The sequence below is a fragment of the Pseudomonas vranovensis DSM 16006 genome (genome assembly GCF_000425805.1).
Lineage (GTDB): Bacteria > Pseudomonadota > Gammaproteobacteria > Pseudomonadales > Pseudomonadaceae > Aquipseudomonas > Aquipseudomonas vranovensis.
The window spans coordinates 505784-529710 of record NZ_AUED01000003.1 but is presented as its reverse complement, the minus strand read 5'-3'; the positions used below and the strand labels follow the sequence as shown (position 1 = coordinate 529710).

Annotated in this window: 28 protein-coding genes; 11 read left to right on the top strand and 17 right to left on the bottom strand. The window is 61.8% G+C overall.

The window, feature by feature from the left end:
• Positions 1 to 140: 140 nt before the first annotated feature.
• Both H621_RS0109525 and H621_RS0109520 read left to right on the top strand, forming a co-directional pair.
• Positions 141 to 1085, top strand: coding sequence for an alpha/beta hydrolase (locus tag H621_RS0109525; RefSeq protein WP_028943169.1), 945 nt, complete (start codon positions 141 to 143; stop codon positions 1083 to 1085).
• A 36-nt stretch (positions 1086 to 1121) separates the two neighbouring features.
• Positions 1122 to 1592, top strand: coding sequence for a MaoC family dehydratase (locus H621_RS0109520; protein ID WP_028943168.1), 471 nt, complete (start codon positions 1122 to 1124; stop codon positions 1590 to 1592).
• A gap of 3 nt (positions 1593 to 1595) precedes the next feature.
• Here the strand turns inward: H621_RS0109520 and H621_RS0109515 are convergent, their stop codons facing one another.
• From H621_RS0109515 to H621_RS0109495, 5 genes are all read right to left on the bottom strand, one after another.
• Positions 1596 to 2831 carry an RNA polymerase sigma factor gene (locus H621_RS0109515; protein ID WP_028943167.1) on the bottom strand — a complete coding sequence of 412 codons (1236 nt, stop codon included), beginning with the start codon at positions 2829 to 2831 and terminating at the stop codon, positions 1596 to 1598.
• Complete coding sequence (locus H621_RS0109510; protein WP_028943166.1) at positions 2831 to 3316, bottom strand: SRPBCC family protein; 486 nt, start codon at positions 3314 to 3316, stop codon at positions 2831 to 2833. Before H621_RS0109510 ends, H621_RS0109515 begins: the two co-directional genes overlap by 1 nt.
• Before the next feature lie 19 nt (positions 3317 to 3335).
• Positions 3336 to 3680 carry a YciI family protein gene (locus tag H621_RS0109505; RefSeq protein ID WP_028943165.1) on the bottom strand — a complete coding sequence of 115 codons (345 nt, stop codon included), beginning with the start codon at positions 3678 to 3680 and terminating at the stop codon, positions 3336 to 3338.
• Between the two features lie 87 nt (positions 3681 to 3767).
• A complete protein-coding gene (locus H621_RS0109500; protein ID WP_028943164.1) occupies positions 3768 to 4202 on the bottom strand; it encodes a YybH family protein in 435 nt (144 codons plus the stop codon).
• A gap of 105 nt (positions 4203 to 4307) precedes the next feature.
• Positions 4308 to 4799 carry a GyrI-like domain-containing protein gene (locus H621_RS0109495; protein WP_051270494.1) on the bottom strand — a complete coding sequence of 164 codons (492 nt, stop codon included), beginning with the start codon at positions 4797 to 4799 and terminating at the stop codon, positions 4308 to 4310.
• 102 nt (positions 4800 to 4901) lie between these two features.
• Between H621_RS0109495 and H621_RS0109490 the strand changes: the two genes are divergently transcribed.
• Positions 4902 to 5690 (top strand): AraC family transcriptional regulator, encoded by a 789-nt coding sequence (locus H621_RS0109490; RefSeq protein WP_051270492.1) that lies wholly within the window; start codon positions 4902 to 4904, stop codon positions 5688 to 5690.
• Positions 5691 to 5887: 197 nt separating this feature from the next.
• On the opposite strand, the gene H621_RS0109480 is transcribed toward H621_RS0109490, so the two are convergent.
• Positions 5888 to 6544 carry a LysE family translocator gene (locus tag H621_RS0109480; protein WP_028943161.1) on the bottom strand — a complete coding sequence of 219 codons (657 nt, stop codon included), beginning with the start codon at positions 6542 to 6544 and terminating at the stop codon, positions 5888 to 5890.
• 77 nt (positions 6545 to 6621) lie between these two features.
• Positions 6622 to 7581, bottom strand: coding sequence for a threonine dehydratase (locus H621_RS0109475; RefSeq protein WP_028943160.1), 960 nt, complete (start codon positions 7579 to 7581; stop codon positions 6622 to 6624).
• Between the two features lie 87 nt (positions 7582 to 7668).
• On the opposite strand from H621_RS0109475, the gene H621_RS0109470 reads away from it, so the two are divergent.
• The 3 genes from H621_RS0109470 to ada all read left to right on the top strand — a co-directional run bounded on the left by H621_RS0109470 (position 7669) and on the right by ada (position 10773).
• Positions 7669 to 9015 (top strand): aminotransferase-like domain-containing protein, encoded by a 1347-nt coding sequence (locus tag H621_RS0109470; RefSeq protein WP_028943159.1) that lies wholly within the window; start codon positions 7669 to 7671, stop codon positions 9013 to 9015.
• Entirely contained in the window at positions 9012 to 9635 is a 624-nt protein-coding gene (locus H621_RS0109465) for a DNA-3-methyladenine glycosylase family protein (RefSeq protein WP_028943158.1), read from the top strand. The genes H621_RS0109470 and H621_RS0109465 overlap by 4 nt, the downstream gene beginning before the upstream one ends.
• Positions 9636 to 9711: 76 nt before the next feature.
• Positions 9712 to 10773 carry a bifunctional DNA-binding transcriptional regulator/O6-methylguanine-DNA methyltransferase Ada gene (gene ada / locus H621_RS0109460; protein ID WP_036989620.1) on the top strand — a complete coding sequence of 354 codons (1062 nt, stop codon included), beginning with the start codon at positions 9712 to 9714 and terminating at the stop codon, positions 10771 to 10773.
• 71 nt (positions 10774 to 10844) lie between these two features.
• On the opposite strand, the gene H621_RS0109455 is transcribed toward ada, so the two are convergent.
• Positions 10845 to 11102 carry a DUF2790 domain-containing protein gene (locus H621_RS0109455; RefSeq protein WP_028943156.1) on the bottom strand — a complete coding sequence of 86 codons (258 nt, stop codon included), beginning with the start codon at positions 11100 to 11102 and terminating at the stop codon, positions 10845 to 10847.
• Between the two features lie 285 nt (positions 11103 to 11387).
• On the opposite strand from H621_RS0109455, the gene H621_RS0109450 reads away from it, so the two are divergent.
• A complete protein-coding gene (locus H621_RS0109450; protein ID WP_028943155.1) occupies positions 11388 to 11840 on the top strand; it encodes a GNAT family N-acetyltransferase in 453 nt (150 codons plus the stop codon).
• Here the strand turns inward: H621_RS0109450 and def are convergent.
• The 3 genes from def to H621_RS0109435 form a co-directional block, all read right to left on the bottom strand.
• The gene (gene def / locus H621_RS0109445) at positions 11792 to 12331 is read right to left on the bottom strand and encodes a peptide deformylase (RefSeq protein ID WP_028943154.1); all 540 of its coding nucleotides are present in this window, start codon (positions 12329 to 12331) and stop codon (positions 11792 to 11794) included. The two genes, H621_RS0109450 and def, sit on opposite strands and share 49 nt — an antisense overlap.
• Entirely contained in the window at positions 12321 to 13307 is a 987-nt protein-coding gene (locus H621_RS0109440; protein WP_028943153.1) for a YihY/virulence factor BrkB family protein, read from the bottom strand. The genes def and H621_RS0109440 overlap by 11 nt, the downstream gene beginning before the upstream one ends.
• A gap of 155 nt (positions 13308 to 13462) precedes the next feature.
• Positions 13463 to 13642, bottom strand: coding sequence for a CsbD family protein (locus H621_RS0109435; RefSeq protein WP_028943152.1), 180 nt, complete (start codon positions 13640 to 13642; stop codon positions 13463 to 13465).
• A 232-nt stretch (positions 13643 to 13874) separates the two neighbouring features.
• Between H621_RS0109435 and H621_RS0109430 the strand changes: the two genes are divergently transcribed.
• Positions 13875 to 15380 (top strand): right-handed parallel beta-helix repeat-containing protein, encoded by a 1506-nt coding sequence (locus H621_RS0109430; protein ID WP_028943151.1) that lies wholly within the window; start codon positions 13875 to 13877, stop codon positions 15378 to 15380.
• 113 nt (positions 15381 to 15493) lie between these two features.
• Positions 15494 to 15877, top strand: coding sequence for a hypothetical protein (locus H621_RS0109425; RefSeq protein WP_028943150.1), 384 nt, complete (start codon positions 15494 to 15496; stop codon positions 15875 to 15877).
• Here H621_RS0109425 and H621_RS0109420 read toward each other — a convergent pair whose 3' ends face one another.
• Positions 15878 to 16714: a CvfB family protein gene (locus H621_RS0109420; RefSeq protein ID WP_028943149.1), complete on the bottom strand. Its 837-nt coding sequence runs from the start codon at positions 16712 to 16714 to the stop codon at positions 15878 to 15880.
• A gap of 158 nt (positions 16715 to 16872) precedes the next feature.
• On the opposite strand from H621_RS0109420, the gene H621_RS0109415 reads away from it, so the two are divergent.
• The gene (locus H621_RS0109415; protein WP_028943148.1) at positions 16873 to 17730 is read left to right on the top strand and encodes a DUF6279 family lipoprotein; all 858 of its coding nucleotides are present in this window, start codon (positions 16873 to 16875) and stop codon (positions 17728 to 17730) included.
• A 59-nt stretch (positions 17731 to 17789) separates the two neighbouring features.
• Here the strand turns inward: H621_RS0109415 and aceK are convergent, their stop codons facing one another.
• Positions 17790 to 19505, bottom strand: coding sequence for a bifunctional isocitrate dehydrogenase kinase/phosphatase (gene aceK, locus H621_RS0109410; protein WP_028943147.1), 1716 nt, complete (start codon positions 19503 to 19505; stop codon positions 17790 to 17792).
• A gap of 184 nt (positions 19506 to 19689) precedes the next feature.
• Here aceK and H621_RS0109405 point away from each other — a divergent pair, with 184 nt between their 5' ends.
• Positions 19690 to 20574: a DMT family transporter gene (locus H621_RS0109405; protein WP_028943146.1), complete on the top strand. Its 885-nt coding sequence runs from the start codon at positions 19690 to 19692 to the stop codon at positions 20572 to 20574.
• Positions 20575 to 20612: 38 nt separating this feature from the next.
• Here the strand turns inward: H621_RS0109405 and H621_RS0109400 are convergent, their stop codons facing one another.
• The 4 genes from H621_RS0109400 to cysK form a co-directional block, all read right to left on the bottom strand.
• The gene (locus tag H621_RS0109400; protein ID WP_028943145.1) at positions 20613 to 21503 is read right to left on the bottom strand and encodes a DMT family transporter; all 891 of its coding nucleotides are present in this window, start codon (positions 21501 to 21503) and stop codon (positions 20613 to 20615) included.
• A 109-nt stretch (positions 21504 to 21612) separates the two neighbouring features.
• Positions 21613 to 21744, bottom strand: coding sequence for a hypothetical protein (locus H621_RS29095; protein WP_256585889.1), 132 nt, complete (start codon positions 21742 to 21744; stop codon positions 21613 to 21615).
• Between the two features lie 101 nt (positions 21745 to 21845).
• Positions 21846 to 22781 (bottom strand): aspartyl/asparaginyl beta-hydroxylase domain-containing protein, encoded by a 936-nt coding sequence (locus H621_RS0109395; protein ID WP_028943144.1) that lies wholly within the window; start codon positions 22779 to 22781, stop codon positions 21846 to 21848.
• A 163-nt stretch (positions 22782 to 22944) separates the two neighbouring features.
• Positions 22945 to 23919, bottom strand: coding sequence for a cysteine synthase A (gene cysK, locus H621_RS0109390; RefSeq protein ID WP_028943143.1), 975 nt, complete (start codon positions 23917 to 23919; stop codon positions 22945 to 22947).
• Between the last annotated feature and the right edge of the window lie 8 nt (positions 23920 to 23927).

Genomic DNA, 23927 nt, shown 5'->3' with positions numbered 1-23927 from the left:
GTTAGCAGGTATGTCGCAGGTGGCAAATATGCCAAGCGCTGTCATTTACATTGTGAATCTTGTTGGTAGACGCCCTTCAATTCTGTGCTTGGGTTATACACTGTGCTCACCCCACCGATCTGCGTGCACAAGGACCCGCCATGCATCACGACGCGTTCTGGCTACCGGCCAGCGACCATTGCAGCTTGTATGTCTATCAATGGCTGCCGAGCACGCCCATCAAGGCGGTGGTATTGCTGGCCCATGGCATGGCCGAGCATGCCGGACGCTACCAGCGCCTGGGCGAAGCCTTGAGCGCCGCAGGTTTTGCCCTGATCGCCCATGACCAACGCGGCCACGGCCGTAGCGCCGAACTCGGCACCCTGGGCCTGTTCGCCGCGCACAAGGGTTGGAGCGCGGTGGTCAACGACCTGGGCCTGCTCAGCCAGCACATCGGCCAGCAGTACCCCGGCACGCCGGTCTTCATCTTCGGCCACAGCATGGGCAGCTATATTGCCCAGGCCTACCTGATGCACCACGGCGCCAGCCTGCAGGGCGCCATTCTCAGCGGCTCCAACTTCCAGCCACCGGCGCTGTACCGCGCCGCCTGCGTGATCGCCCGTTTCGAAGCCTGGCGACAGGGGCCATTGGGGCACAGTGCATTGATCGAATGGCTGTCGTTCGGTTCATTCAACAAGGCCTTCAAACCCAACCGCACGCCGTTCGACTGGCTCAGCCGCGATAACGCCGAGGTTGACCGCTATGTCGCCGACCCACTGTGTGGCTTTCGCTGCACCAACCGCCTGTGGATTGACTTGCTGATGGGCCTTGAGCAAATCAGCCAGCCAGCCAACCTCAAGCAGATCGATCCGAACCTGCCGATTCTGGTGATGGGCGGCGAATGTGATCCGGTCAGTGCCGGCAAGCGTCTGAAAGATCTGGCCGGTGCCTTGCGCCTGGCCGGCAACCAGCATGTCCAGTTGCAGCTGTACCCCAAGGCACGGCATGAACTGCTCAATGAAACCAACCGTGACGAGGTCACGGCCGCGATCATCGACTGGCTGGAGCAGGCGTTGGCCCTTGGCCGCCCTGCCCGCAGCGAATGACGGCCGACCTCGTTTCCAGATGCAGGAACCCCAACGATGACCCAGGTCACCAACACGCCTTACGAAGCCCTTGAAGTCGGGCAGACCGCCAGTTTCAGCAAGACCGTCGAAGAACGTGACATCCAGCTGTTCGCAGCGATGTCCGGTGACCACAACCCGGTACACCTGGACGCCGAGTTCGCCGCCAAGAGCATGTTCAAGGAACGCATTGCCCACGGCATGTTCAGTGGCGCGCTGATCAGCGCCGCCGTCGCGTGCGAGCTGCCCGGCCCTGGCACCATCTACCTGGGTCAGCAGATGACTTTCCAGAAGCCGGTGAAGATTGGTGACACCCTCACCGTGCGCCTGGAAATCCTCGAGAAGCTGCCCAAGTTCAAAGTGCGCATCGCTACCCGCGTGTTCAACCAGAACGAAGAGCTGGTGGTCGATGGCGAAGCGCAGATCCTCGCCCCCCGCAAACAGCAGACCGTCGACCTGGTAAGCCCGCCGCCGATCTCCATCGGCTAAGGTTCACAGCTCGCTCAGGCGGCGCTCGATGAAGCGCCGCTCGGCGCCTTGCTGGGTCAGGCCCAAGGCGGTCTGGTACGCATCGCGCGCCTGCTCCAGCCGCCCCAGTTGCCGACAGAGTTCGGCCCGGGCGGCATGGGCCAGGTGATAGTCCTGCAACTGGCCGCTGGCCAGAATCGCCTCCACCGCCTGCAATCCCACTTCCGGACCATCGCGCCGCGCCAGCGCCGCAGCACGGTTGAGCGCCACTACCGGCGACGGCCAACCCTGCAGCAGCGCATCGTATAAACCGACAATCTCTTCCCAGTCCGTCTCCTCGGCACTGTCGGCTTCAGCGTGTACAGCGGCAATCGCCGCCTGCAGGCTGTACACCCCAAACTGCTGACTGCGCAGCGCCTGCTGCACCAGCTGGCTGCCCTCGGCGATCAATGCGCGGTTCCACAAGCGGCGGTCCTGCTCATCCAGCACGATCAGCTCGCCCTGCTCATCACTGCGCGCCGCCTGTCGCGAGGCCTGTAGCAGCATCAAGGCCAACAGTCCCAGCACTTCCGGGTCAGGCAGCAATTGCTGCAGCAACCGCCCCAGGCGGATTGCTTCATCGCTGAGGTCATTGCGCATCAGGTTGTCGCCCGATGACGCCGAATAGCCCTCGTTGAACACCAGATAAATCACCCGCAAGACGCTATCGAGTCGCTCGGGCAACTCGGCCAGCGTAGGCACCTGATAAGGGATTTTCGCATCGCGAATCTTGGCCTTGGCCCGTACAATACGCTGGGCAATGGTGGCCGGGCTCTGCAGAAAGGCCCGGGCGATCTCCTCGGTGGTCAAGTCGCAGACCTCACGCAAGGTGAGCGGTACCTGGGCGTCGGCGGCCAGCGCTGGGTGGCAACAGGTGAAGATCAGGCGCAGACGATCGTCTTCCAGCTCCTCGACATTCACTTGATCGTCCTCCTGCACCTCCAGGGCCATCATCAACTGCGCCTGGGAACGGTCGAAACGCGCACGTCGACGCAGCCCATCGATGACCTTGAAGCGCCCGGTGGACACCAGCCAGGCCCGGGGGTTGGCCGGGATGCCATCGCGCTGCCAACGCTCGACCGCCACGAAAAACGCTTCGTGCATGGCCTCCTCGGCCAGGTCGAAATCCCCCAGCAAGCGAATCAGGGTTGCCAGGATTCGCCGCGACTCCCGCTTGTAGACCGACTCGACCTCGGCCCGTACCAACGCCTGCGTCGCCATCAGTCCGGCATCTGGGTAGTCACCAGCGCCACCAGCCGGTCCAGGCTCTCGCCCCAGCCGCGATGAAAACCCATTTCTTCATGGGCCAGGCAATCGGCAGCGTTCCAGTGCCAGGCGCGTGCGGTGTACTGGGTCTTGCCGCGCACGTCTTCAAAGGTCACCACCGCCGTCATGAAGGCCTTGTTCGATGGCACCCAGCCGGGCCCGAAAGCATCGGTAAAGACAATACGCTCAGGCGCGACAATCTCCAGGAATACGCCCTGGTTCGGGTATTCCGTACCGTCTGGCGCTTGCATCACCGTGCGAAACAGCCCCCCGACCCACAACTGCATCTCGCACAGGGGCGTGGTCATGCCGTTGGGCCCCCACCACTGCGCCAGCAGCTCGGGCTCGGTCCATGCCTGGAACACCTTGCGACGAGGTGCATCGATCAGGCGGGTGAGGGACAGCTCGTGCTGCGCTGTTCCTGGTGGATGAAGGCTCATCTTGTTGTTCTCCTTCGTTTCAGGGTTGGAGCTCGCGGATCGGCCTCACTTCGACACTGCCGACCCGGGCGGCAGGGATTCCCTTGGCAATATTCAACGCTTCGTTCAGGTCACGGGCATCGACCAGATAGAAACCGGCCAGTTGCTCCTTGGTCTCGGCAAAAGGCCCATCGGTCAGGCTCATGCGCCCTCCGCGCATCCTCACCGTGGTTGCCGTCTGCACAGGCTTGAGCGCTTCGGCGGCCAGCATCCGCCCGCTGCCCTGGATCGACTCGGCATAGGCCATGCACTCGGCATCGGCGGGGCTGTCGGGCAGGCTGTGCAGCAGACCTTCTTCACAGTAGACCAGGCAAAGGTATTTCATCGTCGTCTCCACAGCAGATGCTCACTATGGCTGCAGTCCGCGCTCCCGGAGAAAGCGCGATTTGGCATAACCGTTGACGTTTTCAGTTCAAGGCTTGAGCGTGAACAGCGCGGCGCCCGTCTCCATATCGAACGGTGCCGACCAGTGTTCATGAATGACCTTCCACTGCCCGCCAATACGCTGGTAGCCGACGGTTACACGCATATAGCAGCTCTTGTCCTCGCCGCCCTCTTCCCCACCCGGGCCACAGCGATTGAGCCAATGGGCAAACGCCAGTTCCGGGGTAGCGTGGATCTGCAATTGCTCCATCTCGAAGACCATCTCGCCGGGGCAATGCTCCATGCAGGCCTGCCAATGGGCCTTATAGGCGGCCTTGCCCTTGAACTGCAGTTCCTTTACGGCATCGAAGGCGACGATATCGTCGGCGTATGGGGCGGTGATGGCGGGAATGTCTCGGGCACGGACGGCGGGGATCCAGCGTTCTATCAGCTGGCGGATCTCGGTTTCGGCGGCACTGCTCATGGTCGTGTCCTCTGCGATTCGACAGGTGTCAGGCGCCGAACAGTTCGGCGCGTTCACAAGTGGTCGAATCAGGGTGCGAGGAATCGACAGTACCGGGTCACTTTTTTAGTTGCGCCGCTCCAGTGGCAGCCAGATTTCCATCACGCTGCGGCGATCGAACGGATCGAAATCCTTGCCATAGCGCTCGAACTCCGGTGCCTGGGCAACTCGCTCGCCAGAGGTGGGCAACCAGTCATTCCAGATAGCCTGGAACGTCGCCTTGAGATTCTCGACGCTGCCATGGTGCTCGAACACCGCATAGCGCTGCGGCTTGAGCTGCACATGCTGGAAATCGGCCGGCAATACCTCGGCGTCCTCCACTTGCACCCCGGCGATGTAGTCGAAATGGCCTTTGCCGTCGGCGTTGCAGCACACGCCGTAGGTGTACGCGCCGATCTGCCCGGCCACCCGGCCGATGTGCGGCTCGAAGCGCTGCCACAATTCAGGAATGGTGTGGGTCGTGGACTGCGTGAAACGTCCACCCATGCCTGCGATGACCAGGGCCTGGCCCTCTTCGATTCGCACGGGTTCGATTGCAACGTGATTCGGGATGGACATGTCCATTGCCTCCTTTAATGAATCGTTGGCCTGCCCGGGCATTGCAGGGCAGCTGGGTCGTCCGCTAGCGTAGTCGCAATTGCTCCGATGCGGAATCAACCCATGACACTGATCGCAGAACCCCTGCACGCCTGCGGCCTGGTCGAATCGTCATGGGTGCGCGCCAGCGCCGCGAGTTTTCCCCGGCACACCCATGATGAGCTGGTGCTGGGCGCCAACCTGGCCGGGCACGAACAGATCTGGCTCGACGGCAAGCACCTGGAGGTGCCAGTCGGTGCTGTGACGCTGTACAACCCGCTGGCGGTGCAGGCGTCAGAGTTCGGCCCGCAAGGTGTCGAGTACATCAGCCTGCACCTGGACATCAGCGCGTTGCAACGCATCATGCGTGAGCACAATCTCGGCCCTGGGCACGGTTGCCCGACCTTTGCACAAGGGGTGTTGCATCAACCTGAGTTGTACCGTTCGATCATCGACTTCGCCGGCGCTGACACAGCGGCCGAACAAGAAGCAGCCTTGCTGCAGCTGCTGGCCAATCTGTTTGAGCAGGCCCCCTCGGCCATTGGTGAGCAGGCACCGGCCATCGAACGCAGCGTGGCACTGATGCGCGCCCACCTGCATCAACGCCTGACGCTTGAACAACTGGCGCACGCGGCGGGCCTGAGCAAATTTCACTTCGTGCGCTGCTTCAAAAAAGCCAGGGGCCTGGGGCCGCTGCAGTACCACATGCAACTGCGCCTGATCGAAGCGCGTCAGCAGCTGCGCACAGGCGCACACCCCAGGGATGTGGCGCTGGGCCTGGGCTTCTACGACCAGAGCCATTTCATCAATGCGTTTGGCAGGGTCATGGGCGTCACCCCGACCGCCTACTCAGCCGCGTTCCGGCGCCCCTGAACAAAAGAGCCCCTTACGGGGCTCTGGTCATTGCTAAGGAAGAAAACCACTGCCTGCCGAGCGCTTGGCACGTTTGGCGGCACGTTTTTCGTCAGCCGTTTTCAGGGGCTTTTTCTTGGCCATCTTTTTCGCATCAAGACCTTTCATCTCGAAGATCCTCCGGCCGGACGGCACCTGCGCGCGGGTGCCCCGACTGATTATAGACCTGCTGTGGCGGCGGGCACGGCGAGGATGAATTCGCGGTAGCCCGAGACAATCACATAGACGGCGAAGTAGCAGAAAATCGCCGCCGAAAGCAGATACGACCACGTCAGCAGCCGATCACCCAGCAGTCGCCCGCCATGGCTTGCGATCAGGCACAGCGACAGGCACCAGAGCAGACCGGCGGCAAAAAAGCCGGACAGAAACAGCCCGGCTTCCATCACCCCGCCACCCGCGGAGCGGGAGATCAGCACGCCCCCCACCGCGGCAAACCAAAGAATCGCGCTGGGCGAAGACATGGCCAGGAAGATCCCGCGAACGAACTCGCGCCAGGCCGACTCCACCACCACCTCGCCCGCCTGCACATGGCCTTCCCCACGCCAGGCCGCCAGCAGCATCTTGACCGCAAACCACACCAGCAACACCGAGCCGCCCAGCCACAACACCCAGCGGACCGTCTCGAACTGCAGCAGCACGGTCATCCCCGCCAGCGCCGCCACGGCGTACACCAGATCGCCCACGCACGTGCCAAGGCCCAACCAGAAGCCCTGCAGAAAACCGCGCTGCATGGCCAGGGTGATCATGGCGATATTGGCGATGCCGATATCCAGGCACAGTGACAAGCTGAGAAGAAAACCATTGGAAAAAGGCATTGAGGGTTCCAGAGACAGCGTTGAAGGCAGGCGCCATTAAAGCGGCAATTGCCTTGGCTGTATTGGAAGAAATTGCCTTAGCTCTGGCCCGTCAGCACCTGCGCATACCGCGCTCGATCGACATTGGCCCCACTGAGGATCACCGCCACCTTACGCCCCTGCTGGCGCTCGCGCTCCTGAAGCAGCGCGGCCAAACCGGCGGCGCCAGCGCCTTCGGCGGTGTTGTGGGTGTCTTCGTGATAAATGCGCATGGCCTGGGCGATTTCTTCATCGCTGACCCGGACAATGCGGGCGGCATGCTCACGGACCAGGTCGAAAGTTTCTGGCACCGGAATGCGACAGGCCATGCCGTCGGCGAAAGTGTTGGCCGTGGCGGTGGTGACGATGTTGCCCTGCTCGAAGCTCTGGGCGAAGGCATCCGCCTCGGTCGAGACCACGCCAACAATTTCGGTGCGCAGGCCCAGCAGGTTGCGAGCCTGGATCAGCCCACAGATGCCCGAGCCCATGCCGATGGGCACGTACACGCAATCCAGGTCCTGTACAGCATCGAACAGTTCCAGCGCATAGGTGGCCACCCCTCGTACCAACTGCGGATGGAAGGACGGCACCATTTCATAGCCGTGCTGCTGTGCCTGGCGTGCCGCTTCTTCGCGGGACTGGTCAAAATCCGCGCCGTGTTCGATCAACTCCGCGCCCAGGGCCCGCATCGCCGCGTTCTTTTCCCGCGAGTTGCCCTCGGGTACGACGATGATGATCGGCAAGCCCGCATTGCGCGCCGCCAGGGCCATGCTCTGGCCGTGGTTGCCACGGGTGGCAGTGACCAGCCCGCGAACGCCTGGCTTGTGCGCCAGCAACCACTGCACATAAAGCAAGCCGCCGCGCACCTTGAAGGCGCCGGTGGGTGCATGGTTCTCGTGCTTGACCCACACCTGGCAACCCAGCCGCTCGGCCAGCCGTGGCCAGGCGTACTGGGGGGTGGCGGGCACACTGGCGTGAACCAGGCGGGCAGCGTCGCGCAGGGCAGGCAGGTCGAACATGGAACACCTCGGCAGCAGTGGATTTGACCTGATCCTAGCCCCGGCGCATTGTATGGGCCAAACCCTATATTGCATGGCCAACAATAAATGTGGACTCCTACCCTGCCCGACAATGACCAGCCGCGTTACCTGGCGTTGGTCGAGGCCATTGCTGCCGCCATCGAGGGGGGTGAGCTGAAAGTCGGCGAACGCCTGCCACCCCAACGACGCCTGGCGTGGAACCTGGGACTCAACCCCAGCACCACCCAGCAGGCCTACCGCGAAGCTGCTGCCCGCCACCTGGTCAGCGGCGAGGTGGGGCGCGGCACCTACGTGCTGGCCGGCAGCAAGGAAGCCACGCTGTTTCACCTCAAGCAACGTCACCTGCAACCGGGCTTGATCGACCTGTCGACCAACGTCCCGGTGATAGACCCCGACAACAACGATATCGAGCGCACCTTGCACGCCTTGCTGCACGCCGGCGAGGTGCGCAGCCTGGACCGTTACCTGAGCGCCGAAGCGCTGCTGCTGGCCCGGGTGCAAGGCGCCGCCTGGCTGGCCAATCGCGGCCTGCAATTGAACGCCGATCAGCTGTTGCTATGTGGCGGAGCCCAGCAAGGGCTGTTCAGTCTGCTGCTGTCGCTGTGCCAGCCCGGCGAGCCGGTATTGGTTGAATCCCTCACCGCACCGGGCATCAAGGCCGCCTGCCGCCAGCTGCGCCTGCCGTTGCACGGTGTGGCTCAGGATCACCAGGGCATCCTCCCGGACGACCTGGACCGCGTCGCGCGTGCCACCGGCGCCCGGGTGCTGGTGCTCACGCCCAGCCTGCAGAATCCCACCGGCGCCTGCATGGGGCTCGAGCGCCAGCACGCTGTTGCCCAAGTGGTGCTTCGTCATGGCCTGCTGCTGATCGAGGATGATGTGTACGGCGCGCTGACCGACCAGGCGCCGCTGTGGGCACTGCTCGGCCAGCAGAGCGTCCTGGTCAGCAGCCTGTCCAAAACGGTGGGTGCCGGCTTGCGCCTGGGCTGGATCGTCGCCGACCCGCCGCTGCTGGCCAAGGTCGATCCCCATGCCCAGGCAACCCACTGGCAGGTTTCGCCGCTCAACCTGCACATTGCCTGTCGCTGGATCGCCGATGGCACGACGGCGCGACGACTGGCCTGGCAACGTGAAGAGATGGGACAGCGCTGGCGCCTGGCGCGCAAGATCCTCGGCAGTGAGCGGCTCTACAGCCAACACCCTTCACCGCATATATGGGTGAGCTGCCCGCAACCGGCACAGACACTGGTGCCACGTTGCAGGGCTAACGCCGTGGAAGTGGTACCGGCCGAGGTGTTTGCGGTAAAACAGAACGATCTGCCGGCCATTCGCATCAGCCTGTCGGCAGCCAGCAGCCGCGCCGAACTCAAACAGGGCCTTGAGCGCGTGGCGCAGGCCATGGAGACGCAATGACTGATTGCTATCGCCAGGCAGAGGCATTTCTCGCCGCACTGGACCCGCGCTGGGCTTTGCATGTGCAGGCCATCGGCCCATGCCTGCATAAACCTTTGCCGCACCGCGACCCCTACCAGGCGCTGGTGCGCGCTATCGCCTACCAGCAGTTGCATGTCAAAGCCGGCGACGCGATTCTGGGCAGGTTCATTGCGTTGTATCCGGGGTGCGATTTTCCAAGTCCGGCACAGGTAATGGCGACCACCCCGGAACAACTGCGGGCCTGTGGCTTTTCCGCCAGCAAGCTTGCGACCATTCAGGGCATCGCCCGGGCCCGGATCGACGGTGTGGTACCGGATCACCAGCAGGCGATGGCTCTGGAGGATGAGCAACTGATCGAACGCCTGGTCAGCCTGCGCGGCGTCGGTCGCTGGACAGTGGAGATGCTGTTGATCTACACCCTGGAGCGCATGGACATCCTCCCGGCCGATGACTTTGGCGTGCGCGAGGGCTACCGTCGGCTGCAGGGGCTCGATGCCCAGCCCACCCGCCGGCAGATGATCGAGCTCGGGCAGGCCTGGCAGCCCTTTCGCACCGTTGCCGCCTGGTACCTGTGGCGCGTGCCGAACACGCGAGTTTGAACGCAAGACCCGGAGTTTTTCTGCAACCGGTCCGCTCTAACCTGAACGTATCGACCCTCACCAAGAGACTATCGGCATGAACCAGGGCAAACCCCGTATCAGCGAATCCGATCCACGCTGGCAAGCCGTCGTGGCGCGCGACCCGGCAGCCGACCGGGACTTTGTCTACGCGGTGCGTACCACCGGTGTGTACTGCCGCCCCAGCAGCAGCTCGCGGCTGCCGCGAATCGAAAACGTCGAGTTTTTCGACACCCCGGCGCAAGCCGAAGCTGCCGGTTATCGCCCGAGCAGACGCCGGGGCGCAGACCAGACCCGAATGGCCGAACAGCACCGCACCCAAATCACCCGTGCCTGCCAGTTGATCGAAAGCGCCGAGTCGGCTCCGAGCCTGAACCAACTGGCCGCGCAACTGGCCATGAGTCCGTTTCATTTTCACCGGGTGTTCAAAGCCGTCACCGGGCTCACGCCCAAGGCCTACGCCTCGGCCCACCGGGCGCGCAAGGTGCGCAAGCAGTTGCAGCAGTCTTCGACGATCACCGACGCCCTGTACGAGGCCGGCTTCGACTCCAATAGCCGCTTCTACGAGTCCAGCAACGCGCGCCTGGGCATGACGCCGGGGGCTTACCGCGATGGCGGCGTCAATACCGATATCCGCTTTGCCATCGGTCAGTGTTCGTTGGGGGCGATATTGGTGGCGCAAAGTGAACGAGGGATCTGCGCGATCCTGCTGGGTGATGACCCGCAAGCATTGCTGCAGGACCTCCAGGACAAATTCCCCAAGGCCAACCTGCTGGGCGCAGACGCTTCGTTTGAAACCCTGGTGGCCAGGGTGGTGGGGCTGGTCGAAACTCCGGGCATCGGCCTGGACCTGCCGCTGGACTTGCGCGGCACCGCTTTTCAGGAACGCGTGTGGCAGGCATTGCGCACGATTCCGCCTGGCACTACCGCCAGTTACGCAGAAATCGCCCAGCGTATCGGCGCTCCCAAGGCAGTGCGTGCCGTAGCCCAGGCGTGTGCAGCCAACAGCCTGGCCGTTGCCATTCCCTGCCACCGAGTGGTGCGCAGTGACGGCAACTTGTCGGGCTATCGTTGGGGCGTGGAACGCAAGCGCCAGTTGCTGGAGCGTGAGGCTCCGTAGACACCAGGGTCAGGTCTCGTTATTGCAGGTGGTTTTGACAATAACGCGGTTAACGCTCGCGCCACCATCAATCAACCGTTACTGCAACCACTGCCCATGGCGCGGTATTCTATGGTGTGACGCTGACCGTGGTGGTCTTCATAGGTCATGGTCGCCGGCACAACTTCACAGACATTGGGAATGGTCGACAAGTTGATAACTTTGGCAATATCCAGGTCCTGGGTGTAGTCATACTGTTCGACAGCCGGTTGTACCGCTGCGGTGTTGATTTCATCAGCCATGGCAAAGGAAGACACCCCCACCAGGGCAAGCACCATTAAACTTTTCATCGTATAAGCCTGCAAAGCAATCAAACTAATCGATTGACTTCATTGGCCAACAGGGGCGCGGAGAAGTTGTTATATCAATCACACACGACATAACACGAAGTACCGATCCCACTGTTTATGTTCTGCGTGGGACAGGGGTAGTTTACAACTTGGGATGATGGCTTTAAGCCCTGCGCCAGACAATCACTGTTACCGTAATCGTAACAATGGCAAGGGCGGTGCCCCTCGACAGCCTGACTGCACCGGTGTACAAGCCCGGACCAGAGCCCCCGCAGGAGATTTTCGGTGCCTTCGCTTCGCTACTGCCCGCTGACTGGCCTCGAGCGGCCACTGCTCAACAAATTCTATAAAAGCCAGCATTCGCCCATGCGCGCAGCCACCGACGGACAACTCTGGGTGGCCCGCGCCGATGATATCGTTGCCGCCTTGTGCCTGAGCCCTGTCACAGGAGGGCACTGGTTGACCGGCTTATGGGTGGCCACGCCCTGGCGCGGACAGCGGATCGCCCGCCACCTGCTGGAGGCGGCGCTGCACTCTGCTCAAGGGACGGTGTGGCTGTTCTGCCACCCGGATCTGCAGCACTTCTACAACCGCCTGGGTTTCGCCCCTTGCATGCACTTGCCGGCGGCGCTGGGCGAACGCCTGGCCCGCTATCAGCGCAGCAAACCGTTGCTGGCGATGGCCCGCAATCAGTCGTCGCTGGCGGAGTCCAGGCCGGGGAACAGCACGTCGGTATAGCCGAACTTGTTGAAGTCGTGGATACGCGAGGGGTACAACCGCCCGATCAAGTGATCGCACTCGTGCTGCACCACCCGTGCGTGAAAGCCTTCGGCCAGGCGGTCGATCACCTGGCCCTGAGGGTCGATCCCGGCATAATGGATGCGTCGGTAACGCGGCACCACCCCGCGCAAGCCCGGCACCGACAGACAGCCTTCCCAGCCCTCTTCCACTTCAGTACCCAACGGGGTAATGACCGGATTGAGCAGGATCGTCTGCGGCACAGGTTCGGCATCCGGATAACGCTCGCTGCGCTCGAAGCCGAAGATCACCAGCTGCAGGTCGACCCCGATCTGCGGCGCGGCCAGGCCAACGCCGCCCACGTGACGCATGGTCTCGAACATGTCGGCAATCAACTGGTCCAGTTCGGCACTGCCGATCAGTTGCGCCGGCACTGGCGGGGCGATGCGCAGCAAGCGCTCATCGCCCATTTTCAGAATGTCACGAATCATGGGAAGTTCGACTCAAGGGTTCGCCTTCGGGCGTGGCCGGGTGGTCAAGCGAATGATCACGCCCCAACCCGGAAACATGCTTTTTATCATGTTCATGGGCATCCTCACCGGCCTCTTTTTCACCGGGGTTCTTGCCTTCGGCAGACAGATGCTCGATCACGGCATTCATTTCCGCCCCCAGCAACAAAACCGCGGCAGAAATATAGAAATACAGCAGCAACACGATAATTGCACCGATGCTGCCATACATCGCGTTGTAGTCGGCGAACGTCTTGACGTAATAACCAAACCCCAATGACGCCAGTATCCATACCACCACGGCCAGTACCGAGCCCGGGGTAATAAAACGAAACTCCTGTTTCACGTCCGGCATCACGTAGTAAATCAATGCCACTGCCACCATCATCAGAATGATAATTGCCGGCCAACGCAACACCGTCCACAAGGTGACGATGAATTCCTGCATGCCGATCTGCGAAGCGATCCACTCCATCACCTGCGGGCCCAGTACCATCAGCGCCGCCGCTGCCAGCAACATGCCGGCGATACCCACGGTGTAGAAGATCGACAAGGGAATGCGCTTCCAGACCGGGCGCCCTTCGATCACGTCGTAGGCCGCGTTCATTGCGCTCATCATCAGCCGCACACCGGCCGAGGCCGTCCACAGGGCGATCACGATACCTACTGAAAGCAAGCCGCCCTTGGACTGCTGCAACTGGTCGATCACAGGGTTCACCTGCTCCAGCGCCTGGGGCGGCAATACCAGCTCAGATTGCAGCCGCAGCCAGGAGAAGAAGTCCGGCAAGTGCAAAAAGCCGATCAGGGCGATCAGGAACAGCAGGAAGGGGAACAGCGAAAACAGCATCTGGTAGGCCAGTGCCGACGCATAGGTGGACATCTCGTCATCGAGAAACTCCTTGACGGTGCGCACCAGCACGCGGTGCAAGGGCAAGCCGCGCAGGTCGGGGAAAATCATAGCGTCTCCTTTCGCCGTTCGAGGGTCATGGAAAAGGCTCCTCACTAAAGTCTGCAGTAAAGTCTAAACGACGATCGCGCCAAAGTTTCGATTGATTGCTGCAGATAGCACAACGGCCACTCCAGGTGGCCGCCGTGATTCGTCACTGGCATCGATCAAGGCTTCTTCACCGCATCCTTGACCTTGCCGACCACCTGCTGGGCTTCACCCTTGCGTTCCTGCAACTCGCCTTCGGCGCGAAGGCGCTCATTGTCAGTGGCTTTGCCAATACCTTGTTTGACATTACCGACCGCTTCGTTGGCCATACCTTTGACTTTATCTTTGGTGCCACTCATAGGAGTTCTCCTGAAGGGGAAAAACGGGCTGTCAGAGTCGACAGTCAATGGACCTGTGGCCTTGTTCGGGAGTTTCAATTATTTGCCCGACGGCCAAACAGCGGGCGAATACCGCCCCGATTCGCTGCACCCTGCCGCCGACTGGCGAGGGCTTCCCTTAGAATTCGCAACAGCGCGGCAGGCCTTGTGTACCGCTGCGATAAAAACAACAGCCGATTGTGGAAGTCCTACGATGCGTGTCATGCCTTTGTTGGCAGCCCTGCTGCTGCCCCTGTCTGCCCTGCCCTTTAGCGCCACTGCCGCCGCACCGGCACCGGCGTTGACCACGCTGGTGGTGGATCGCTATGTCGATGACCTGCAACCTGGCAGCCTGCGCTGGGCGATCGAGCGCAACAACCAGAACCCCGGCCAGTTCCGGATCGAGATACGCCCGGTGGGCAAGGCGCCCTATGTAATCAAGCCGACATCACCGTTGCCAGCAATCCAGGGGCCGGTGAGTATCGAGGGCAGCGCATGGCCGCGCACGGGACAATTCATTGCCATCGACGGTTCGGCCTACATCATCGGTGACGGTACCCAGGCGTGCCCTGGCGCAGTGGCCGGCCAGTTCGGCACCAACGTGCGCACCACCACCGGTCCCGGCCTGGTCCTGCGTGATACCCGTGGCGTGAGCATCTCGGGCCTTGAGGTGCGCAATTTCTGCATCGGCATCCTGATCAACCGCGCCAGCAACAACGTGATTCAGGACAACCGCATCCTTGCCAACAAGGGCGGTGCCGGCATCATGCTCACCGGCGACGATGGCCAGGGCAATCCAACCGCCACCACCACCAATAACAACAAGGTGCTGCGCAACCAGTTGATCGACAACGGCGACGGCCTGGAGTTGACCCGTGGCGCGGCGTTCAACCTGGTGGCCGACAACCTGTTCCGCTCCACCGCCGCCAACCCGGAGCCGTCCCAGGGCATCGAGATTCTCTGGGGCAATGACAACAGCGTGGTGCGCAACCGCTTCGAGAACTACTCCGACGGTTTGCAGATCAACTGGGGACAGCGCAACTACCTGGGTGCCAACACCTTCACCGGCAACTCCATTGGCGTGAGCGTCAGCGGCGCGGGCAATATCCTCGACGGCAACCAGATCCACGGCAACCGTATCGGCGTTGCCCTGCGCCCGGAGCCTACCTCCACCAGCAACCGTCTCAGTGCCAACCAGATCTGGAACAACAACCTGGACATCCGCCGCTGCCAGGCCGGAGGTTCATGCCTGGCCAAGCAGCAGACCGGCGCCATCGTCTTCGGTGTTCCGGCCATCGAGCATGCCCTCTATGAGGGTTCGCGCGGCATCGGGGTCGATCAGTCGGGCAACAACCGGGCAATCATCTGCAGCGACGAGGCGCAGGTGAAGGGCTGCCAGCCGATGCCCAATCACAATCAGCCAGCTCCGCTGCTGACCGCCCTCAAAGGCAATCGCCTCCGCGGCACCGTGAACGGCGAACCTGACAGCCTGCTGCGGGTAGAAGTGTTCGCCAATCAACAGGCCCAGAGCGCTGAAGCCGAGCACTACCTGGGCGAGTCCCTGGTCGCCACCGATGCCAAGGGCCAGGGTCAGTTCGACTATGTGCTGGAGCAAGGCACGACGTTCGGCTCCTTCACCGCAACCGTCACCCGCGCCGATGGCGCCACCTCGCCCTTGAGCCAGCCACTCTCGGCTTCCGTGGGCCACGCCAACCGCTGAAACAGAGCGAGCGCCGCTTGCCAGGCTGGCAAGCGGCGCATCTGGCTGCTTTATGTTTCAGGCCAATCCCAGCACAATGAGCGACCTTTCAAGCGTCACCCGTAGGAACCTGCATGAAACTCGACAAACCCACCGCCATTGCCCGTCGCAACCAGGAACTGGAAAGACCGGTACTTTCCAGCGACAACACCCTGTTTGCCGTGCTCGACACCAAGCGCAGCCTGTGGTGGTTCGATGTGCCGGTAAAGCTGGTGCTGAAAAAAGACGCGGCTGACTGGGTCAACCTGCTGCTGCACACGCCCGAGACCGACGAACTGCAGCACCTGAAGGTGCCGGTGAATTTCTTGAAGGCCCATCTGGAGAAGATGGAAGTGCGCCACCCCGGCAAGCGGCGCTCCACCATCAGCCTGGCGCTGAGCGCAGACCGCGACTCGATGCTCCAGGACCTGCGTCCGGGCGGCGAGAACCTGAACTTTGCAGGCTTTCGCCAGGCCTGATCAAACCAGCTCGATGCGGTCGGCGTGGATGACGATACGGCCATCTTTGTACAAGGCACCGATGGCTTTCTTGAAGTTGCCCTTGCTGACCCCGAACAAGTCGCTGATCGCCTGTGGATCGCTCTTGTCGCTTACCGGCAGCACGCCATTGGCGTCCTTGAGCTTGGCCAGGATCTTGTCGTGCAGGCTGTTGGCCAGGTCCTGGCCAAGGGGCTGCAGGCTCAAGGCAATCTTGCCGTCGCTGCGCATCTCCTTGATGTAGCCCTTCTCCTGCTTGCCCGAACGCAGGAACTTGAACACTTCGTTCTTGTGAATCAGGCCCCAGTGCTTGTTGTTGATGATCGCCTTGAAACCCATCGGGGTTTCTTCGACCACCAGCAAATCAACCTCCTGGCCTTGCGCGTAGGTGGCCGGCACCTTGTCCAGGTAGCGGTCCAGGCGCGCGGTGGCGGTGATCCGACGGGTGCGCTTGTCCAGGTAGGCATGCACCACGCAATACTCGCCCTGGCGCATCTGGCGTTTTTCTTCGGAGTACGGCATCAGCAGGTCCTTGGGCAAGCCCCAATCCAGGAAGATACCGATGCTGTTGATTTCCTTGACCTTGAGGCTGGCGAACTCACCGACCTGCAGCTTGGTCTTTTCGGTGGTCGCGATCAGCTTGTCTTCGCTGTCCAGGTACACGAAAACGTTCAGCCAGTCTTCGACCTCGGTGGGCGTGTCCTTGGGGATGTAGCGGTTGGGCAGAAGGATTTCACCATCCGCGCCGCCGTCCAGGTACAGGCCGAAGTCCGTGTGTTTCACGATTTGCAAACTGTTGTAACGCCCAACTAAAGCCATTTCCGGAAATCCTCGTTGCGAGCCCGGCATTCTACACCCGAACCGGCCACACCGCCCGGTCGCCGTTGGCTACCCATCGGTAAAAAGGAACCGGGGTGCCGCGCGCTGTTCTATAAATTCAAGCAAGCCCTCGCAAGGATTCGCTCATGTACGCCTGCCTGCCCAAGTACTTGCGCACCCTCCTGCTACTGGTCCTGCCGGCCCTCTTGGTGCTGGCCTGCAGCCGTATCGACCTCGCCTACCGCAACCTCGATATGCTGGTGCCCTGGTCGCTGAACGACTACCTGAACATGAACCGCCAGCAAAAAACCTGGCTCAACCAACGCCTCAAGCAGCACCTGGCGTGGCATTGCCGCACGCAGCTGCCGGGCTACCTGACCTGGATCGACGAAGTCCGACAGATGGTCGCCGACAACCAGGTAACCGACCAGCAATTGCAACTGCGCACCCAGGAAGCGAAACAGGCGATCGCCAAAGTGGCCGACCAGATCACCCCTTCGGCAGCCCAGCTATTGCGGGCGATGGACGATGAACAGGTCCACGAGATGCGCCAGGCCTTTGCCGAAGACATCAGTGAGCGCCAGGCAAAGTATGTGAAAACGCCCCTGGCGCGGCAGATCGAACAACGCGTCGAGCGCATGGAAAAACGCCTCACGCCATGGCTGGGCGAGCTCAGCTCACAACAGCGGCTGCGGATCATGACCTGGTCACAGGGGCTGGGTGAACAGAACCGCCAGTGGATCGCCAACCGGGCCAACTGGCAGGCGCACTTCAGTGCCGCGATGGACCAGCGCCACACTGACGCCTTCGAGCCACAGTTGGTACGCCTGCTCAAGAACCGGGAAAGCCTGTGGACACCGGAATACCGCCAGGCCTACCAGCGCACGGAAAAAGCTGCCCGGCAATTGCTTGTGGACCTGATGGCCCAGAGCAGCGAGCAGCAACGTACGCACCTGGAACAAAAGCTGGACCAGGTGCGCAAGGACTTCAGTGAGTTGAAGTGCATGAAAGGCTGATTGGGGAGGTGGTTTGCTGCAGGAGCGGCGGTGCGACGTCTCCTACAGTAAGCCAGCGCCTACCGGGCCTTGCGCCGGTAGGGGAACACGTCGATCACCTTGCCGCCGCGAATCGCGTCCTGCAGGCTTTTCCAGTAGTCGGCGTCGTACAGTTCGCCATGTAACTGGCTGAACAACCGCCGCTGGCCGCCGTCGGCAAACAGGAACGGCGGAAACTCCTCGGGGAACACGTCGTGCGGCCCGATCGAATACCAGGGCTCACCGGACATTTCGTCCTCCGGATAGCGAGGCGGCGGGATGTAGCGGAAGTTGACCTCGGTAAGAAAACAGATTTCGTCGTAGTCGTAGAACACCACCCGACCATGGCGGGTAACGCCGAAGTTCTTCAGCAGCATGTCGCCCGGAAAGATGTTCGCCGCCGCCAACTGCTTGATGGCCAGGCCGTAGTCTTCCAGGGCCTCGCGCACCTGGGCATCGTTGGCATTCTCCAGATAGAGGTTCAGCGGCGTCATGCGCCGCTCGGTCCAGCAGTGTCGCACCAGCACCGTGTCGCCATGCACTTCCACCGTCGAGGGCGCCACCTCCAGCAACTCGGCCAGGCATTCGGGCTCGAACTTGCTCAAGGGAAAGCGAAAGTCGGAGAACTCCTGGGTATCGGCCATGCGACCGACCCGGTCGACACTTTTCACCAACCGGTACTTTTCGATCACCGTGGCTCGGTCGACGGTCTTGGACGGCGAGAATCGGTCCTTGATGATCTTGAACACGGTATTGAAACCCGGCAGGGTAAACACGCTCATCACCATGCCACGCACTCCGGGGGCCATGATGAAGCGATCGTCGGTTCCAGCCAGGTGATTGATCAGCGCCCGGTAGAACTCCGACTTGCCATGCTTGTAGAAACCGATCGAGGTGTACAGCTCGGCAATGTGCTTGCCTGGCAGGATGCGCTTGAGAAAACCGACAAACTCGGCCGGCACCGGCACATCGACCATGAAATAGGAACGGGTGAACGAGAAGATGATCGACACATCGGCTTCGTCGGTGATCAGCGCATCGATCTCGATCCCATGGCCTTCGCGGTGCAGCAGCGGGATCACCAGTGGCCATTGCTCGTCCTGGGTGAACAGCCGCCCCACCAGGTAGGCCCCCTTGTTGCGGTAAAGCACCGGCGAAAACAGTTCCACCGCCAGGGCCGGGTCCTTGCAGACCCAGTCGGGCAGGCTTTCGCGCAGCTGCGCCTGGAGGCGGACCAGATCGCCTTGCAAGTCACCGTAGGGCACATCGAAACCGTAGTCGGCAAAGATCTGCCCCAGCACGCTGCCCAGGCTGCCCTGGGGGCGGTAAGTGCGGGTTTGCGCCGCGCGCTCGTGACTGCGCAGCGACGGCCGAGTGGTGTGGATGAACATGCAGCCGTCGCTGATCAGGTCATGGCTGAACAGGCTGCAGAAGATCGAGTTGTACCAGGTTTCCGACAGTTCATCGTCCAACCGTGGGTCGATGAGGCTGATGTAGGCGCTCTTGACCAGCGGCCAGAGCGACACGTCCAGCAGCACGTCGGCCTCGAATGCCTGGCGTAGCCAGCCACTGACCTCGCTGACCTTTTCTTCGTAGAGGTTGATCCGTGCGGCCGAAGCACTCTGGATCTGCTGCCACTGCGCCTGCTCGAAGCGGGCGCGGGCGCCGATGGTGATCTGGCGAAAATGCTCACGGTAATCGTCGAAGCCATCGAGGATCATCCGGGCGATATCGGCGGCCGGCCATTGCTGGGGCATACATCAGACCTCTGCGGGAATGTCGAAGCCTGAGCTTAGCCAGTCGCCGATGCCAGGGAAAGCCTGTTGGCCCGTCTGTATCGGCCAAATTCTCCCCGGCGCAATTCAAGCGCAAGAAAGGGAGAGAGGCGGCCAAAGGTTCTGGCGTAAACTCGCGCCCTGCCCAAAAGGACCCGGATAGCCCATGACCCCCATCGCCATTACCCGCCTGTTGATTCTTGCCGCTGTCTGGGGCGCAAGTTTCCTGTTCATGCGCATCATCGCACCCGTGCTCGGCACACTGCCCACGGCCTTCTTTCGCGTGTCCATCGCCTGCGCCGGGTTGATGGTGATCCTCGCCCTGCTGCGCGTGCGTTGGGACTTCAACGGCAAGCTCAAGGCCTGCCTGGTGCTGGGCATGATCAATTCGGGGATTCCGGCCACGCTGTATTCCGTCGCGGCGCAAGTGCTGCCAGCCGGTTACTCGGCCATCTTCAATGCCACGACGCCCTTGATGGGCGTGTTGATTGGCGCGCTGTTCTTTCGTGAACCCATGACTCTGGCCAAACTCTGCGGCATCTTCCTCGGTCTGTTCGGCGTCGGCATTCTCAGTGGCGCGGGGCCGGTGGCATTTGACCAAAGCCTGCTGCAAGGCGCGATCTCGTGCCTGGCGGCGACCACCTGTTATGGCTTTGCCGGCTTTCTGGCCCGGCGCTGGCTTGACCAGGCGGGCGGCCTGGACAGTCGCCTGTCGGCGTTGGGCAGCATGTTGGGCGCAACCCTGCTGCTGTTGCCGTTGTTTGGCTACAGCGTGCTGACTGCCCCGCCTGCGAGCTGGGGTGGCTGGGATGTATGGCTATCGCTACTGGGGTTGGGGCTGGTCTGCACGGCGTTTGCGTACATTCTGTACTTCCGCCTGCTCAGCGAGATTGGTCCGGTCAAGGCCACCACTGTAACCTTCATGATTCCGGCCTTTGGTGTGTTGTGGGGGGCGTGGTTGCTGGATGAACCATTGTCGATGGCACACCTGTGGGGTGGGTTGTTGATTGCGGTGGCGCTTTGGTTGGTGCTCAAGCCAGCCAGTAAATGAAGATCGCGGGGCAAGTCGATACCTGCCCCGCGAACAGCTCAATCGGCCTGCAGTTGCCCGGCACTCAGCGCCGACTTGCGAAACACAAACAGCAAGCCGATCACGATCAGCGCCATCCCCAGCACGCTCAATGCCGCCAGGCGGTTACCGAAGATCAGGTAGTCCTTCACCGCCGTCACCGCCGGTACCAGGTAGAACAGGCTGGTGACATTGACCAGGTTGCCTCGGGCGATCAGCCGGTACAACAGCAAGGTCGCCAGCAACGACACCACCAGCCCCATCCACAGCAAGGCGCCAATGAAGCCGGCCGTCATTTCCACCTGCAGTGGCTGGAAGGGTGCAAACAACGAACACATCAGCAACCCGGCCATGTATTGCAACGGCAAGGTGCCCATCGGGTTGTCGGTGATGCGCTTCTGCATGATCGAGCCAAACGTCATGCTCACCAGCGCCAACAAGGCAAACAGCATCCCGGCCAGGGAAATGCCGCCCAGGCCGATGCCCTGGTAGACCACCATGATCAACCCGCTCAATCCCAGACCCAGGCCGAACAGCCGGCTCCAGGAACGCTGGCGCTCCATCAGTACCACGGTGAGGATCGGCTGCACGCCCATGACCGTAGCCATGATGCCGGGGGTCACCTGGGTGTTCAGCGCCAGCAGGTAGAAAATCTGGTAGGCGCCCAGCAGTACGGCACCGGTGGCCAGTGCCTGCAACACCCCGCCCCGTCCGCGCGGCCAGCGCAGTTTGAGCAACGGCGCCAGCAGCAACAGGCCACACAGGGCCAGGGCCGAACGCAGCAACAAAAAGGCAAAAGGACTGGCATGGGCAAGGCCCAACTTGGAAACGATCGCCCCGCTACTCCAGAGCAGGACAAACAGGCTGGTGGTGGCCGCCGAGGCCACGGATTCTTTCGATAGAGCAAACATGAGTGCCACCTGTAATTCGGGCAGAAAAGCCGAACGGTGCTGCCCGCTACGGGCAGTCAACCGTGTTCAGTAGAGGATGCAGGTGTGATGGGACGCAGCGATTGGCCGCTCAGCCCAGCACTACCACGCTACTGACAGGTGGTGGGTAGTGGCTGATCATGGCCGGCTGCTGATTCCCACGCACGACTACAACCGCGTCGGGCGCGGTGGCAAATACAGTGGTGAGCGGGGAAGCTGGCATGGGCAGGTCTTCGGTGAGGTGAACTGTGTCTGAATATAACGGCGACTTCATCGCGGGGCAAGCCCGCTCCCACAGTGGGAACGGCGTGCCCCGCGATGCGATCAGAACAACCAGTGATACAGCAGGTAGGCCACCACCACCGCCAACACCGGACGCAATACCCGGTAGGCCTTTGGATTGGCACGTTTGAACTGCTTGACCCGGCTGCTGATGACAGTGCTGAAGCGCTTGCTCCAGGCATAGGCCTGGTTGATCCCGCCGACGCGCTCATCGTCGGTGTTCTGCGGCGCCGTGGCACGGCCCAGGAAAGCACTGACCTTGCGGTTGATACGGGTCATCAGCGGGCTGCTGAGCGGGCGTTCGACGTCACAGAACAGGATCACCCGGGTAGTCTCGGTTTCGTTCTTCACCCAGTGAACATAGGTTTCATCGAACATCACGTCTTCACCGTCGCGCCAGGCATAGGGCTGGCCGTCGACGTAGATCCTGCAGTGATCGGAGTTGGGCGTCGAAAGCCCCAGGTGATAGCGCAGGGAGCCGGCAAACGGATCACGATGCGGGTTCAGGTGGCTGCCACCCGGCAGCAAGGCAAACATCGCACCCTTGACGTTGGGGATGCTGTTGACCAGCTCGACCGTCCTGGGGCACAACGCCTCGGCCGACGGTAGCGCTTTGTCGTACCACTTGAGGTAAAAGCGCTTCCAGCCCTTCTTGAAGAACGAGCCAAAGCCTGCGTCGTTGTCTTTCTCCGCAGCGCGGATGTAACCCTCGTCGAACAGGTGCATGGCCTCTTCGCGGATCACTTGCCAGTTGTCCTTGAGCACATCGAGCTCGGGAAAGCGGGTGCGGTCCAGGTAAGGCTTGGACGGTACGCCGGAGAACAGGTACATCAAGGCGTTGTACGGGGCGAACAGCGCCGAATGATTGACGAATTGGCGCAACATTGGCAAACGCGCCTTGCCGCGCAGGTGAACATACAGCGTACTGCCGAAAAACAGCAGCAATACACCTGCCTTGGCGACAAAGGAAACAGTCATGCAACACTCCTTGGAATTTCGATCAGGCCATCACTGCCGGATTAATCGAGCATCATAAACCGATCCAGCCCCGGTAAAAATAACCGGGGCCAGCATTCAGTGTTAAGGATTGTGCAACAAAGCACGCGGGGCACTTATTGTCCCGAGTCAGCGCCAAGGCGCTTTATTGCTGGTTCTCCTGGTCGGTGAACAGGTCACTGAAGAGCATGCTCGACAAGTAACGCTCACCCGAGTCGGGCAGGATCACCACGAGGGTCTTGCCCTGCATCTCGGGTTTTTCCGCCAGGCGCACGGCCGCTGCCATCGCCGCACCACTGGAGATACCACAAAGGATCCCCTCCTCCTGCATCAGGCGCAGGGCCATGGCCTTGGACTCATCGTCACTGACCAACTCGACCTGGTCGACCAGCGACAGGTCGAGGTTCTTCGGCACGAAACCGGCACCGATACCCTGGATCTTGTGCGGGCTGGGCTTGATCTCTTCACCGGCGCGGGCCTGGGTGATGACCGGCGACGTGATCGGCTCCACGGCCACCGACAGGATCGCCTTGCCCTGGGTCTGCTTGATGTAGCGCGACACACCGGTGATGGTGCCACCGGTACCGACGCCGGCCACCAGCACATCCACGGCGCCGTCGGTGTCGTTCCAGATCTCGGGGCCGGTGGTTTTCTCGTGGATCGCCGGGTTGGCCGGGTTATCGAACTGGGCAGGCATGAAGTACTTGGCCGGATCGTTGGCGACGATCTCGCCAGCCTTTTCGATGGCACCTTTCATGCCCTTGGCCGGATCGGTCAGCACCAGGTCGGCACCCAGCGCCTTGAGCACTTTGCGGCGCTCGATGCTCATCGAGGCCGGCATGGTCAGCTGGAGCTTGTAGCCACGGGCGGCGGCGACGAAGGCCAGGCCAATGCCGGTGTTGCCCGAGGTCGGCTCGACGATGGTCATGCCTGGCTTGAGTTTGCCGCTGCTTTCGGCATCCCAGATCATGTTTGCGCCGATCCGGCACTTGACCGAGTAGCCCGGGTTACGGCCCTCGATCTTAGCCAGGATGGTCACGCCACGAGGGGCGATGCGATTGATCTGCACCAGCGGCGTATTGCCGATGGAGTGCGCGTTGTCAGCGAAGATACGGCTCATGGCAGGGG

What these genes read in the sequence shown, in the direction of transcription:
- H621_RS0109510 (WP_028943166.1), bottom strand. Translation starts at nt 3,316, where the DNA reads ATGAGCCTTCATCCACCAGGAACAGCGCAGCACGAGCTGTCCCTCACC.
- H621_RS0109435 (WP_028943152.1), bottom strand. Translation starts at nt 13,642, where the DNA reads ATGAGTGGCACCAAAGATAAAGTCAAAGGTATGGCCAACGAAGCGGTC.
- aceK (WP_028943147.1), bottom strand. Translation starts at nt 19,505, where the DNA reads ATGCCCCAGCAATGGCCGGCCGCCGATATCGCCCGGATGATCCTCGAT.
- H621_RS0109525 (WP_028943169.1), top strand. Translation starts at nt 141, where the DNA reads ATGCATCACGACGCGTTCTGGCTACCGGCCAGCGACCATTGCAGCTTG.
- ada (WP_036989620.1), top strand. Translation starts at nt 9,712, where the DNA reads ATGAACCAGGGCAAACCCCGTATCAGCGAATCCGATCCACGCTGGCAA.
- H621_RS0109495 (WP_051270494.1), bottom strand. Translation starts at nt 4,799, where the DNA reads ATGTCCATCCCGAATCACGTTGCAATCGAACCCGTGCGAATCGAAGAG.
- H621_RS0109520 (WP_028943168.1), top strand. Translation starts at nt 1,122, where the DNA reads ATGACCCAGGTCACCAACACGCCTTACGAAGCCCTTGAAGTCGGGCAG.
- H621_RS0109515 (WP_028943167.1), bottom strand. Translation starts at nt 2,831, where the DNA reads ATGGCGACGCAGGCGTTGGTACGGGCCGAGGTCGAGTCGGTCTACAAG.
- H621_RS0109470 (WP_028943159.1), top strand. Translation starts at nt 7,669, where the DNA reads ATGTGGACTCCTACCCTGCCCGACAATGACCAGCCGCGTTACCTGGCG.
- H621_RS0109400 (WP_028943145.1), bottom strand. Translation starts at nt 21,503, where the DNA reads ATGTTTGCTCTATCGAAAGAATCCGTGGCCTCGGCGGCCACCACCAGC.
- H621_RS0109405 (WP_028943146.1), top strand. Translation starts at nt 19,690, where the DNA reads ATGACCCCCATCGCCATTACCCGCCTGTTGATTCTTGCCGCTGTCTGG.
- H621_RS0109490 (WP_051270492.1), top strand. Translation starts at nt 4,902, where the DNA reads ATGACACTGATCGCAGAACCCCTGCACGCCTGCGGCCTGGTCGAATCG.
- H621_RS0109440 (WP_028943153.1), bottom strand. Translation starts at nt 13,307, where the DNA reads ATGATTTTCCCCGACCTGCGCGGCTTGCCCTTGCACCGCGTGCTGGTG.
- H621_RS0109425 (WP_028943150.1), top strand. Translation starts at nt 15,494, where the DNA reads ATGAAACTCGACAAACCCACCGCCATTGCCCGTCGCAACCAGGAACTG.
- H621_RS0109455 (WP_028943156.1), bottom strand. Translation starts at nt 11,102, where the DNA reads ATGAAAAGTTTAATGGTGCTTGCCCTGGTGGGGGTGTCTTCCTTTGCC.
- H621_RS0109505 (WP_028943165.1), bottom strand. Translation starts at nt 3,680, where the DNA reads ATGAAATACCTTTGCCTGGTCTACTGTGAAGAAGGTCTGCTGCACAGC.
- H621_RS0109500 (WP_028943164.1), bottom strand. Translation starts at nt 4,202, where the DNA reads ATGAGCAGTGCCGCCGAAACCGAGATCCGCCAGCTGATAGAACGCTGG.
- H621_RS0109465 (WP_028943158.1), top strand. Translation starts at nt 9,012, where the DNA reads ATGACTGATTGCTATCGCCAGGCAGAGGCATTTCTCGCCGCACTGGAC.
- def (WP_028943154.1), bottom strand. Translation starts at nt 12,331, where the DNA reads ATGATTCGTGACATTCTGAAAATGGGCGATGAGCGCTTGCTGCGCATC.
- cysK (WP_028943143.1), bottom strand. Translation starts at nt 23,919, where the DNA reads ATGAGCCGTATCTTCGCTGACAACGCGCACTCCATCGGCAATACGCCG.
- H621_RS0109480 (WP_028943161.1), bottom strand. Translation starts at nt 6,544, where the DNA reads ATGCCTTTTTCCAATGGTTTTCTTCTCAGCTTGTCACTGTGCCTGGAT.
- H621_RS0109475 (WP_028943160.1), bottom strand. Translation starts at nt 7,581, where the DNA reads ATGTTCGACCTGCCTGCCCTGCGCGACGCTGCCCGCCTGGTTCACGCC.
- H621_RS0109420 (WP_028943149.1), bottom strand. Translation starts at nt 16,714, where the DNA reads ATGGCTTTAGTTGGGCGTTACAACAGTTTGCAAATCGTGAAACACACG.
- H621_RS0109430 (WP_028943151.1), top strand. Translation starts at nt 13,875, where the DNA reads ATGCGTGTCATGCCTTTGTTGGCAGCCCTGCTGCTGCCCCTGTCTGCC.
- H621_RS29095 (WP_256585889.1), bottom strand. Translation starts at nt 21,744, where the DNA reads ATGCCAGCTTCCCCGCTCACCACTGTATTTGCCACCGCGCCCGACGCG.
- H621_RS0109395 (WP_028943144.1), bottom strand. Translation starts at nt 22,781, where the DNA reads ATGACTGTTTCCTTTGTCGCCAAGGCAGGTGTATTGCTGCTGTTTTTC.